Annotated in this window: 11 protein-coding genes and 1 pseudogene; all 12 read left to right on the forward strand. The window is 33.9% G+C overall.

What is annotated here, in order from left to right; all coding sequences use genetic code 11:
* Window position 1 precedes the first annotated feature (1 nt).
* The 12 genes and pseudogenes from RB151_RS21855 to trmL all read left to right on the forward strand — a co-directional run bounded on the left by RB151_RS21855 (window position 2) and on the right by trmL (window position 12,466).
* Window positions 2-1,230, forward strand: a pseudogene (locus RB151_RS21855) (oligosaccharide flippase family protein).
* A complete protein-coding gene (locus RB151_RS21860) occupies window positions 1,223-2,053 on the forward strand; it encodes a LicD family protein (protein ID WP_071548767.1) in 831 nt (276 codons plus the stop codon). Before RB151_RS21855 ends, RB151_RS21860 begins: the two are co-directional and overlap by 8 nt.
* 14 nt (window positions 2,054-2,067) lie before the next feature.
* Window positions 2,068-3,180 (forward strand): glycosyltransferase, encoded by a 1,113-nt coding sequence (locus tag RB151_RS21865; protein WP_081363980.1) that lies wholly within the window; start codon window positions 2,068-2,070, stop codon window positions 3,178-3,180.
* 72 nt (window positions 3,181-3,252) lie between these two features.
* Window positions 3,253-4,218, forward strand: a complete 966-nt coding sequence (locus tag RB151_RS24645) for an EpsG family protein (protein WP_158516037.1) — start codon at window positions 3,253-3,255, stop codon at window positions 4,216-4,218.
* 40 nt (window positions 4,219-4,258) lie between these two features.
* On the forward strand, window positions 4,259-5,218 hold the full coding sequence (locus tag RB151_RS21875) for a glycosyltransferase family 2 protein (RefSeq protein ID WP_071548770.1): 960 nt from the start codon (window positions 4,259-4,261) through the stop codon (window positions 5,216-5,218).
* Window positions 5,219-5,268: 50 nt separating this feature from the next.
* A complete protein-coding gene (locus RB151_RS21880) occupies window positions 5,269-6,057 on the forward strand; it encodes a glycosyltransferase (protein WP_237071496.1) in 789 nt (262 codons plus the stop codon).
* 9 nt (window positions 6,058-6,066) lie between these two features.
* Window positions 6,067-7,014 (forward strand): NAD-dependent epimerase/dehydratase family protein, encoded by a 948-nt coding sequence (locus RB151_RS21885; protein ID WP_071548772.1) that lies wholly within the window; start codon window positions 6,067-6,069, stop codon window positions 7,012-7,014.
* Window positions 7,015-7,061: 47 nt separating this feature from the next.
* Window positions 7,062-8,207 (forward strand): polysaccharide export protein, encoded by a 1,146-nt coding sequence (locus RB151_RS21890; RefSeq protein ID WP_071548773.1) that lies wholly within the window; start codon window positions 7,062-7,064, stop codon window positions 8,205-8,207.
* Between the two features lie 5 nt (window positions 8,208-8,212).
* A complete protein-coding gene (locus tag RB151_RS21895; protein ID WP_071548774.1) occupies window positions 8,213-8,641 on the forward strand; it encodes a protein tyrosine phosphatase in 429 nt (142 codons plus the stop codon).
* Between the two features lie 35 nt (window positions 8,642-8,676).
* Entirely contained in the window at window positions 8,677-10,755 is a 2,079-nt protein-coding gene (locus RB151_RS21900; protein WP_187265070.1) for a polysaccharide biosynthesis tyrosine autokinase, read from the forward strand.
* Window positions 10,756-10,772: 17 nt separating this feature from the next.
* Window positions 10,773-11,798 carry a UDP-glucose 4-epimerase GalE gene (gene galE, locus RB151_RS21905; RefSeq protein WP_071548776.1) on the forward strand — a complete coding sequence of 342 codons (1,026 nt, stop codon included), beginning with the start codon at window positions 10,773-10,775 and terminating at the stop codon, window positions 11,796-11,798.
* A 164-nt stretch (window positions 11,799-11,962) separates the two neighbouring features.
* A complete protein-coding gene (gene trmL / locus RB151_RS21910) occupies window positions 11,963-12,466 on the forward strand; it encodes a tRNA (uridine(34)/cytosine(34)/5-carboxymethylaminomethyluridine(34)-2'-O)-methyltransferase TrmL (protein WP_042846710.1) in 504 nt (167 codons plus the stop codon).
* Window positions 12,467-12,486: the final 20 nt, after the last annotated feature.

Below are 12,486 nucleotides of genomic sequence, written 5' to 3' on the forward strand. Positions count from 1 at the left end.
TATGCTCAAAAAAAATATACTTAATCTTTTTACTAATCAAATATTTAGTTATATAGTTCCTTTATTGTTATTACCATATTTGAGTAGAACATTAGATACTAATTATTTTGGTCTATATATTTTTTCTATATCAACAATATCAATAGCTACTATAATAACAAATTATGGCTTTGATATCTCAATAGTGAAAAGGATAGCTGAAGGGGAGAATAAAGTTGAAAATATTTCTGAGTTTTTATTTCATATAAACTTAATAAAAACAATCATTTGTTTTATCACATTAATTATAATTTTTCTAATTTTATATAACACTAACTATTATCAACATGGAAATAAAGATATATATATAATAATGCTTTCTATTTTTTCTCATCCTTTAATCTCATATGGCTATTTCAAGGATTAGAAAAAATATATCTTTATAGTAGAATAACTATTATTACTCGTATCATATCAATGATTGCCATCGTGACTTTAGTTAAATCACCAACCGATTTTTCACTTCTTTTAAAAATAAATCTCCTTCAAATATTTCTTAGTATCATACTAAGTTATTTTATAGTACATCGGTGGGGTATAAAATTAAAATATTTTCATTATAAAAAAGCCATAGTCTTGTTTAAAGAGTCTACCGAATATTTTATATCTCGAATCGGTGTGACATTTTACTCATCAGCTTGTGGTTTTTTCCTTGGTATATTCTCAGGTTCATTACACCAAGTAGCCATCTATGGTGCTGCTGAGCAATTATATAGGGCTGGTGTATATTTAATGAGTGCTATATCATCCCCGTTAACTCCATATATGGCCAGAACAAAAAATTATGAGGTTTTTTGGAAAATAACAGCTTTTACGTTAGTCTTATCAACATTGGGGGCGCTATTTGGTTTTTTATTTGGTAAGCAAATCTTAGGCTTAATATTTGGTGAAGAGTTTTCTGATTCATATATCATTTTAAATGTATTTATGATTGCAATCATTATTAGCGTTTTAGGTATGTTATTTGGATACCCCGCTCTTATACCATTAAATAAAACTAAAGTGGCTAATTTCAGTGTTCTCTATGCTGGTTTTCTGCAGTTGGGAATTATCTTAGTAGCTTATTTTTTAAATATAAAGTTTACAGCATTATTTATAGCTTGTAGCTATTTATCATGTGAAATATTTGTACTATTACTTAGGTATATTGTATTCCATAACGCATATAAGAATATAAAAACACATGAATAGATATAAAAAAATAAATACTTCTGAGCTTCAAAGTATTCTTCTTGAGGGATTACTTGAAATACATAGAGTATGTGAAAAGCATGATCTTTCTTATTGGCTTGATTCTGGAACTCTCCTAGGAGCTATTAGAAATGGAACATTCATCCCTTGGGATGATGATATTGATATATGTATGCCAAGAGAGGATTTTAATAGGTTTATCTCTTGTTCTTATGATGAATTGGACAGTAATAAATATTTTTTACAAACGCCAAAAACTGATAATTTTTATAAAGATTTTGATATTCCATGTAAGCTAAAAATCAACAATACATTGTTGATTGAAAGTAACAAAACTTCAACACTTAGTAAAAAACCTCATCAAGGATTTTTTATTGATATATTTCCTTGTGATCAGTATCCTACTGATAAATTAACAAGAAAAATGTATCAATCGATATATTTTCTGTATCATGGGAAAAGTTTATTTTATAGAAAAAATATATCCAAAAAAGCTTTAATAGCTAGCCATTTAATTCATTATACAATACCAATTAAGCTGTTAAATTGGTTAACATCTAAAGTTTGTAATCGATTAAATAAGAATAAAAATAACACAATTATTTCAAAAGGCGTTGAATTACCTTTCCACAAAGGGAATATCCCTAAAGATAATATATTCCCATTATCAAAAATATATTTATCTGGTTATGCTTTCTATTCGCCAAATAATTCTCATGAATATTTAAAGTCTCTGTATGGCATCAATTATATGACTCCACCACCATTAGACCAACAAATATCACATTCATCTGAATTTTATATTGACATTCATAATAAATAAAATATTAAAACAACATGAAAAATATTATATACTGTATTCCTGGATTACATAATGCTGGTGGGATGGAAAATGTTTTATCTCTAAAAGTCAATTTTCTTTCAGAAAAATGGGGGTACAATATTAAAATTGTTACTTACCAGAATCCCAATAATTCCCCTCCATTTTTCCCTATAAATAATTGTATTAGCATTGTAAATCTATCATCCAAAGGAAAATACAGTAATATTATTGATATTTATAAATATGTAAATAAAGAAAAACCTGATTATTTTATTTCTTTAGGCGGTCCGGATATTTTATTTATATCTCTATTATCAAAAAAAATAAAAAGCATACTAGAATGGCACTTTTGTTATAATCAACCTATCTTAGAATCTAGCGAAACCAATAATCCCATAAAAAAATTATTAGGTTATATTAGAAGAGAAAAAAATATATTTTTTGCTAGAAAATTTAATTCATTAGTCATATTAACAAACAAAGATTATCCAAAATGGGCTAAAAGAAATATATCTTCCATTTATGTAATAAATAACCCTATATTACCAAACTCCATTCAAATAGAAGAGAAAGAAATATCAAAAAAAGACAAAATAAAATTTATTAGTGCGGGTAGACTAGAAAAACAAAAGTCATTCCTCAGAATGATAGAAATATTTAAAAACACAAAATTTAATATGGATTGGGAATTAAACATTTATGGAACTGGTTCTCAACATCATCTATTGACTGAAAAAATAAAAAAATACTCTTTAGATAAAAATATTTTTATACACTCTCCTATTAAAAATCTACAAGACGCAATGATTAAATCAGATTTTTTCATTTTAACTTCTATATATGAAGGTCTTCCCATGGTATTATTAGAATCAATTAGTATTGGCCTTCCAGTAATTGCATTCGATTGTGAAACTGGACCATCAGATATAATTAAAAATGAATCAAATGGGTATTTAATTGAAAACAATAATCTAATTGAATACTCTAAAATTTTAGAAAAACTATCATCGATAAAAAATTATAATGAAATATCTTATAACGCTGTAATCTCGTCTAAAAAATTCAATATAGCCTTCATTTGTAATCAATGGAATTCGTTATTTTCAAAAAATCAGTATAATAATTAATTGAGGTAGACCTTGTTTATTATCAATAAAAATAAGTTAATACTATTAATATTGTGTTTAGCTTATGCTTCTATGCTTACTTTTTTAATCGACGCTGATTACTTAAGAGATAGGTCATCTTATAGCGGTTATTATGCATTAATTAGCGATGATATGCTAGCTAATGCATATAACAACTCCTTAATTAAATTATTAACTGAAGAACCTATTTTTTTACTTATAAATATATTTATAAGTAAAGTGTTAAATATTAACAATCTCATTATCCCAAGCATTTATGTTTTTTTCATTACGTATTGCTTTTCTTATTTAACTCTGAAAAGAGCATATAACCCGTTTTTTTTTGCTTTATGCTTTTGCATGCTTGTATTAATTTCAATGTCATTACATGCACAGCTAGTAGTTTTGCGTCAATCTATAGCCACATGTATTATGTTATATTTTATACAGAAAAAATCGAATATTAATAAATTAATTATCATAACCATCATATGTGCTTTCATCCACAACTCATTCTTTATTCTAACTCTTTTTTTCTCTATAATGGGGATATTTAATAAATCACTATCCAAAAATAAATGGATTTTTATTTCAATTTTTATTAGTATTTTTTTTACCAGTTCATTTTATTTTATCGGTAAATATTTTTCGTTCAGGCAAATGGATTTTTTGAATCATGAAAATGTTGCTACTGGTTATGGTTTGTTTTTGTGGGGAAGTTGCTTAGTTGTTATTCTGATAAAAAATATAAATAACAGAAGCCCATCACTAGTGGATCTTGTATCCTTGTTTGGTTTAATATTTTACACATTAAACTATTATTTTTTACCTATCGGTGGTCGATTGCTTATAACATTTATTCCTTTTATTTTGATATCCCTAACCTCTAATTTCAATTACACAAAAAAAAGCATTATATATCTAATAGCTATCTACGACATAATGTTTATAGCAGTCAATACATTCAAATTAAATGAAAACCTAATTAATGATAGCCTTATTCCTGGATATACTATATTTAATATCATTGGCTTTTAAATTAGAAAACTCATAATTTATTAAGTTAATATAATTACCTATGAAAAAGATAAAATATAGCGTCATCATTCCTGCTTATAATATAGAGAAACATATTCCTTATCTAGTTAGATTTGCTAATACTATACTAGAAATAAGAAATGATATTGAATTCATCATTATTGATGATGGCTCGATAGATCAAACTTATAAGTTATGTAGTAAAGTACAAAACTTCACAGTATTTCATCAAAAAAATTGCGGAGTTTCAAGCGCCAGAAATAATGGAATAACCAAAGCGAACGGAACTTTTATATTATTTTTAGATGCTGATGATGAATACCAGTTAAATTTATTCGATAAATTAGACCAAAACTTAAATGAGAAATCGGAAGTTATTATTTTCAACTATGATATTACTAACATTAAAAATGCAAATCCAAATACAAAAGCAGAGTTTTATAAAAATGAAATATTGAAAATGTTCTTTCTAAAAAAAATGAACATTTGCATTTGTGCTACTTGCTTTAATTTAACCTTTCTAAAAAATAATAATTTAACATTCCCTTCTGGATATTCATTTGGTGAGGATATTTATTTTATAATAAAAGCACTACTAGCAACAAATAATAATATAACTTATATTCCAGATAAACTTTTTAGATATAAAATAGAAAACAGCAGCACAGTAAGAACATCTATTAATCAAAATAAAATTTTCGTTATAAAACTATATCAAGAACTATATAAGGAAATAACCGATCTTTATCTACGGAATGATTTATCTTACTTCACTCAACGTACGTATATTTACTTAATTAAATTAAGTTTTTTACATGGGTTAGATGACTCAAAGGCACTTCATCAATTAAAATTAAATTTTAATATTCTTGATGATAAAGCAGAACAAAATAAATCAACATCATTTATAATCACTAAGACTATAATAAAAAAACTTAAGTATTTAGTTTTTATTTTATTATCAAAAAGAATCATTAATCACACTTCTGCCAAAAAATAATATATTGATATAATATGGAATTAAATAACTCAGTAAATTTTAGCATCTTAATGTCTCTTTATAATAAAGAGGCACCAAATTCATTACATGATTGTCTACTAAGCATTCAAAAAAACACCCTAACACCATCTGAAATAGTTTTAGTATTCGATGGAAAAATAAATGAGGAGTTAAACTCCGTCGTAAAAAAATTTAGTCATTTATTACCGATCAAGGTTATCCGTTTATCAAAAAACCTAGGATTAGGTAATGCTCTAAATGAAGGTTTAAAGCACTGTATTTATGATTGGGTTTTTCGTATGGATACCGATGACCTCTGTTCTTCTAATCGATTTAAGAAGCAAGTTAACTATATAAAAAATCATTCTGATGTAACATTATTTGGCTCTAATACTGAAGAATTTGATTCATCTATGGTGACGTCGTTAGGACAAAGAAGAGTTCCAATTAATAATAATGAGATTAGAGAATATATAAAACGTAGAAACCCTTTCAATCATATGACCGTAGCCTTTCGTAAAGATGTAATTGAATCTGTTGGCGGTTATCAACATCATCTTTATATGGAAGACTACAACTTATGGATAAGAGTTATTGCGGCAGGTCACCAAGTGGGAAACATTGATGAGGTATTAGTTAATGTTCGTGGTGGCGACTCCATGGTGAAAAGACGAAAAGGCTTAGTATATATAAAAAGTGAATTACAACTTGCAAAATTGAAAATAGAAAAAAATATTGATTCTCCTATCGGAGCCTATTCAAATTTCATCATACGTAGCCTCCCTAGATTATTACCAACTTACATGTTATCTAAAGTTTATAAAAAATTAAGAAAATAAAGGTTCAATATGCTAACTATCATCGGTGGTTCCGGTTTTATCGGCACCCGTCTCTCTAATCAATTAAAATCCCAAAATATCGATTTCAAAATTGTTGATATTCAAAAAAGCGAAGCTCATCCTGAAAAATGGGAATTTGGTGATGTTACCAAACCTGAAACACTTATTGAGCCATTAAAAGGCAGTGATGTTATTATTAATTTATCTGCTCAACATAAAGATAATGTGCACCCAATTAGCCTTTACTATGAAGTGAATGTTGATGGTGCTAAAAATGTCTGTGATGTGGCTGAACAACTTGGCATTAAACATATTGTATTTACCTCTTCTGTCGCTGTTTATGGCTTTGTTGAAAAAGAAACTGGCGAAAACGGCGAATATCATCCGTTTAACGACTACGGCAAATCAAAACTTGAAGCCGAATATGTCTATGATGCATGGCAAGCTAAGTCAGCGGATAATATTTTAGTCACTATACGCCCAACAGTTGTTTTTGGTGAAAATAACCGCGGTAACGTTTATAATTTATTCCGCCAAATTGCTTCAGGCCGTTTCTTAATGATCGGTGCAGGGAATAACCAAAAATCGATGGCTTATGTTGAAAATGTCGCGGCATTTATTTATTTTGCGACCACATTTACAACAGGAAAACATGTTTTCAATTATATTGATAAACCTGATTTCACCATGAATGAACTCACTACAGTCATCTGTAATGCATTAGATAAGCCTAAATCGAATATCCGTATCCCTTACCCAATCGGGATCTTAGGCGGCTACTGTTTTGATATTCTTTCTAAGATGACAGGTAAAGAATTTCCAGTCAGCAGTATCAGGGTGAAAAAGTTTTGTGCAAGAACACAATTCAAATCAAACTACATTGCTGATACCTCATTTACTCCACCAGTCACACTGGAAAAAGGTATCGCTAATACAGTTCAGCACGAATTTAAATAAAATAGGCTAAAGCCTTAACCATATTGCTATAGGGATAGAGTGTATTTATGAAGCGCCTTTCTGTTACTGTACTGATGCTAACCGCATTGACTGGCTGCACCATCACCCCCGGTGCCTATATGTCAACCTCAGGCAAAAATGTGGTTGATACGGGTGACCGTGATATTACCAAATTGGTGGATATCTACCCCATTTCACCAAAACTCTTGGATGATATGTACACCGCTCCAATTATTGCTAAACCAAATTCTCAGTTAGAAAAGCAACTTACTCACTATGAATACCGTGTGGGTGCTGGTGATGTATTAACCATTACGGTTTGGGACCACCCTGAACTGACTATCCCCGCAGGTTCATACCGTAGTGCACAAGACTCGGGTAACTGGGTACATTCCGATGGGACTATCTACTACCCGTATATTGGTAAAGTCAAAGTGATCGGTAAAACCGTTACTGAAATCCGTACCCTAATCAGCAACCGTTTAGCCACTTATATCGAATCCCCACAAGTGGATGTCAGCATTGCCGCTTTCCGCTCGCAGAAAATGTATGTATCAGGTGAAGTGGCAAAACCGGGTACTTTGCCAATTACTAACGTACCGCTGACTATTTTAGAAGCCTTTAATAATGCGGGTGGTTTAACCGAAAAAGCCGATTGGGATAATGTAGTTTTAACGCGTAATGGCAAAGAAACTCGAATTTCACTGCAATCCCTTGTGCAATATGGGGATTTAACCCAAAACCATTTAATGCTATCAGGTGATGTCCTGTATGTGCCGCGTAATGATAGCCAAAAAGTATTTGTGATGGGGGAAGTCGGCCAACCAACCACGCTGACTATTGACCGTGCAGGTATGAGTATCACTGAGGCGCTAAGTAAAGCAAACGGCCTTAACCAGACCACAGCCAATGCAACAGGTGTATTTGTTATCCGCCCAATTAAAAACCAGCCAGCAGAAGATAAAGAACTCGAAGCGTTATTACCTAAAAAAATGGCCGCGGTATATCAGTTAGATTTATCCGATGCCACCTCACTCGTAATGGGTACCGAATTTAAATTACAACCGTATGATTTAGTGTATGTGACTGCGGCGCCTGTAGTACGTTGGAACCGTTTAATCACCCAATTATTACCAACCATTGCCTCTTATAATCAATTAACAGAAGGCACTAAACGTATTCACGATTGGTAATAGCTATGTTTAACCATATCCTAGTTGTTTGTATGGGTAATATCTGTCGCTCTCCTACGGGGGAGCGTTTATTACAACAGTATTTTCCCGAAAAAACCGTTCATTCCGCGGGCATTATCGCTCAAAATGATAGGCCCGCGTATGACAGTGCCATCCGCATTGCACAGCAACATAGCCTTTCTTTGGAAAACCATCAGTCCCGTCGTTTAACTAGCGAATTATGTAAAAAAACCGACTTAATCCTAGTGATGGAAAATGACCATATTGCTAAAATCCACCAATTGTTTCCTGAAACCCGTGGCAAAGTGATGTTGTTTGGCCAGTGGATTAATAAAACCGAGATCCCTGACCCCCATAAACGCAGTGATGAAATGTTTGAACATGTTTATCAGTTAATGGAAAAAGCCGCGATTGCTTGGCAAGGAAAAATTTAATTTTATTTATTGGATGACTAAACATTTAACCTATTATGAACACAACAAAAAATAGCTCCCCTGCCTCAGATGAAATCGATCTGCTCGCTCTGTTTAAAGTTTTGAAATCCAATACCATTAAAATTGGGTTTTTTACTGTTATTTTTGCAGCGATTGCCATAGCCTATAGCCTACTCGCAACACCAATTTACCAAGCTAATGCTACATTACAATACGATAAATTAGGTCAGGTATCATTACTTGACCAAATGAACGATGTAATGCCATTTGGAAATAGCAATAACCAAGTGGATTCAGAGATTGAAGTGATTAAATCACGCATGGTGTTGGGTAAAACCGTTGCAGACCTAAACTTAGATACGCAAGCCGCTCCTGAGGGCTTCCTCAATAAGTTGCTGGGTAAAGTTGCGCCTATTGATATTGCCCTATTTCAGCTACCTGAAAGCCTGATTGGTCAGCCATTTACATTAACCTATTTGGGGGATGGCCAATACTCCTTAAATATTGATGGGCAAGTATTGCAAGGCAAAGTGGGGGAAGTGCTACAACAAGGTGAGATTAGCTTATTGATCTCAAGCTTTACTGCAGAAACTGGCGAGGAATTTACTTTAGTTAAAAATGCCCGCTACTCGACGATTGAAGACTTACGTAATACCTTAACCATTGCTGAAGTGGGGAAAGGGACAGGGATTATCAGCTTAGCGATTAAAGGGGCAGATAAAACCGAAAATGTTAAAATCCTCAATAGTGTTATCCAAAACTATGTCGACCAGAACACTGAACGTAAAAAAGAAGTCACTAATAACACCTTAGTGTTCTTAGAAGGCTACTTACCGACTATTAAAAAGAAATTAGATAACTACGAAAACCAGCTTAATGCATTTCGTAAAAAAAATGAGTCTATAGACCTTTCCTTAGAGGCCAAATCTGCCCTTGATAGCGCATTACAAGTGGAAGAAAAACTCAATGAGCTGACATTTAAAGAAGTGGAAATCCAGCAACTGTATACCCGTAACCACCCCGCTTATCAGTCATTACTCGATAAACGCCAACAACTGTTACGGGAAAAAGAAAAGATCAGCAAAAATATTCAAAAATTACCGAATACCCAACAAGAAATTGTCCGTTTAACTCGTGATGTTGAATCTGAGCAAGCTATTTACACTCAATTGGTGGCGAAACAGCAAGAACTCAGTGTATTAAACTCCGGTATCACTGCGGATGTGCGTATTATTGATTCCGCTGAATCACAACCAAAACCTATAGCTCCGAAAAAATCACTAATTGTTGCCCTAGCCACTATCCTTGGCTTGATTCTCGGTTGTGCATATGTGATAGCTCGCGAGTTCTTTAATAATAAAATTAAAAGTACTGAAGATATCGATGCGCTCGGGATTAATGTCTATGCCACGATTCCTTTCTCTACCCATGAGAAAAAACTGATTGAGGCTGGCAACAAGAGCCCATTGGCAATAGAAAACCCAGCCGATACCGCGGTAGAAGCAATCCGTTCCTTACGCACCAGTGTGTATTTTTCGGTGATGAACCAAGGTAACAACCTAGTTATGGTCACCAGCGCCTCACCCGGTGTCGGGAAAAGTTTTGTTACCTCCAATATGGCAGTGGTACTGGCTAACGCAGGTAAGAAAGTGTTATTAATCGATACCGACTTACGCAAAGGCCGTTTGCACAAAGCTTTCGGGTTAAATAATAAAGCTGGGTTATCTGAGTATTTATCTCAGTCGAACCTAGAGTCACCCACCATTCACTCTAATGTAATTGAAAATTTAGATGTGATTTGCCGTGGTAAAAATGTCACTCACTCCTCTGAGTTACTAATGAGCGAGCGCTTTAAACAGTTGCTCGATAAAGTAAAAAACCAATACGATATTGTGGTGATCGATACCGCCCCAATCTTGGCGATCACCGACTCGGCGATTATTGGTAAATATGTCGGTACTTCATTACTGATTGCTTTCTACGGGGTAAATACCGTGAAAGATGTTGATTTATCACTGAAACGCTTTAAGCAAAATGATATCGAAATTACCGGTGTGATCTTGAATGGTATTGATGCAAGATCTGACGATTATAACTACCATTACGAATATTAAGACTCAGGAATATTGAGATGAATAATCAACAAGTTCTCGTTACTGGTGGTCTTGGCTATATTGGTAGCCATACCTGTGTACAAATGATCCAGCAGGGAATGCAGCCGATTATTTTAGATAATTTGCATAATGCTAACCTTGAAGTGCTAAACCGCATTGAAGCTATCACAGGTGTTAAGCCGGTCTTTTACCAAGGTGATGTGCGCGATAGCCAAGTATTAGATACCATTTTTGCTAATCACAAAATTCATTCTGTCATTCACTTTGCTGGGTTAAAAGCGGTTGGTGAGTCAGTACAGAAACCGATTGAATACTATGATGTTAACGTTAATGGCACATTGGTATTAGTGGAAAGCATGAAAAAAGCGGGCGTAAAAAGCCTAATTTTTAGCTCATCGGCGACAGTGTATGGTGAACCTGAGCATATACCATTAACGGAAGAGGCTTCTGTTGGTAATACGAATAGCCCATATGGCACCAGTAAATATATGGTTGAGCGTATTTTGACTGACTTAAACATTGCAGATAACGAGTGGTCTATCTCATTACTGCGCTATTTTAACCCTGTCGGTGCGCATAATTCAGGTTTGATGGGGGAAGACCCGAATGGTATTCCAAATAACCTGACGCCATTTATCGCACAAGTGGCAGTTGGTCGTCGTAAAGAGCTCGCTGTGTTTGGTGGTGATTACCCGACTAAAGATGGGACCGGCGTTCGTGACTATATTCATGTAATGGATTTGGCTGATGGGCATATTGCTGCACTAAATAAAGTTAGTCAGCAAGCTGGGCTTCATATTTATAACCTTGGTACAGGTACAGGCACCAGTGTATTAGAGGTGGTCGCTGCATTTGAAAAAGCGGTTGGTAAACCAATCCCTTATACTATTTCAGACCGCCGCCCTGGTGATATTGCTGAATATTGGTCAACCCCAGCAAAAGCAGCACAAGACTTAGGCTGGACGGCACAGTATTCTATCCAAGATATGGCAGATGATGTTTGGCGTTGGCAGTCTATGAACCCTAACGGTTATAACAGCTAACCTCAACGAGTTAATTCAGAAACGAGCCTTTATGGCTCGTTTTTTGTTTTTAGAGTGCAAATAATTTTTAGCCCGCAAATAAAAGTTCCACATGAAAATAAACCCATTTGCGCGTAAACTCCACCCATCATTTATTTCATCATTACAAATATCAGCTTAACGTTATGCCACACATCGTCTTATTCGAACCAGAAATACCACCAAATACCGGCAACATCATTCGCCTTTGCGCTAATACCGGCTTTGATTTACACCTTATTCACCCATTAGGCTTTACTTGGGATGATAAGCGCCTACGCCGTGCAGGGTTGGATTACAGCGAGTTTGCTGATATCAAACATCACCATGATTATTACGCATTCTTAAAAAGTGAGGGGTTAAACCCCGATAATAACCAGTCAGAAAGTGGTGCTCGCGTCTTCGCCTTAACCACCAAAGGTAAACCCAGCCACAGTAATGTCAGTTACCAACAAAATGACTATTTGATGTTTGGCCCGGAAACACGCGGGTTGCCACCCTATGTTCTCGATAACATGCCAATGGAGCAAAAAATTCGTATTCCAATGCTAGCCGATAGCCGCAGTATGAATTTATCCAACTCCGTGGCGGTTGTGGTGTTTGAAGCATGGAGACAGCTGGGGTATGCAGGGGCGTTACTAAAAGACTAGCCCCCCCTAGCCATACTTCA

It is taken from the genome of Providencia rettgeri (assembly GCF_001874625.1).
GTDB lineage: Bacteria > Pseudomonadota > Gammaproteobacteria > Enterobacterales > Enterobacteriaceae > Providencia > Providencia huashanensis.

What these genes read in the sequence shown, in the direction of transcription:
- RB151_RS21860 (WP_071548767.1), top strand. Translation starts at nt 1,223, where the DNA reads ATGAATAGATATAAAAAAATAAATACTTCTGAGCTTCAAAGTATTCTT.
- RB151_RS21865 (WP_081363980.1), top strand. Translation starts at nt 2,068, where the DNA reads ATGAAAAATATTATATACTGTATTCCTGGATTACATAATGCTGGTGGG.
- RB151_RS24645 (WP_158516037.1), top strand. Translation starts at nt 3,253, where the DNA reads ATGCTTACTTTTTTAATCGACGCTGATTACTTAAGAGATAGGTCATCT.
- RB151_RS21875 (WP_071548770.1), top strand. Translation starts at nt 4,259, where the DNA reads ATGAAAAAGATAAAATATAGCGTCATCATTCCTGCTTATAATATAGAG.
- RB151_RS21880 (WP_237071496.1), top strand. Translation starts at nt 5,269, where the DNA reads ATGTCTCTTTATAATAAAGAGGCACCAAATTCATTACATGATTGTCTA.
- RB151_RS21885 (WP_071548772.1), top strand. Translation starts at nt 6,067, where the DNA reads ATGCTAACTATCATCGGTGGTTCCGGTTTTATCGGCACCCGTCTCTCT.
- RB151_RS21890 (WP_071548773.1), top strand. Translation starts at nt 7,062, where the DNA reads ATGAAGCGCCTTTCTGTTACTGTACTGATGCTAACCGCATTGACTGGC.
- RB151_RS21895 (WP_071548774.1), top strand. Translation starts at nt 8,213, where the DNA reads ATGTTTAACCATATCCTAGTTGTTTGTATGGGTAATATCTGTCGCTCT.
- RB151_RS21900 (WP_187265070.1), top strand. Translation starts at nt 8,677, where the DNA reads ATGAACACAACAAAAAATAGCTCCCCTGCCTCAGATGAAATCGATCTG.
- galE (WP_071548776.1), top strand. Translation starts at nt 10,773, where the DNA reads ATGAATAATCAACAAGTTCTCGTTACTGGTGGTCTTGGCTATATTGGT.
- trmL (WP_042846710.1), top strand. Translation starts at nt 11,963, where the DNA reads ATGCCACACATCGTCTTATTCGAACCAGAAATACCACCAAATACCGGC.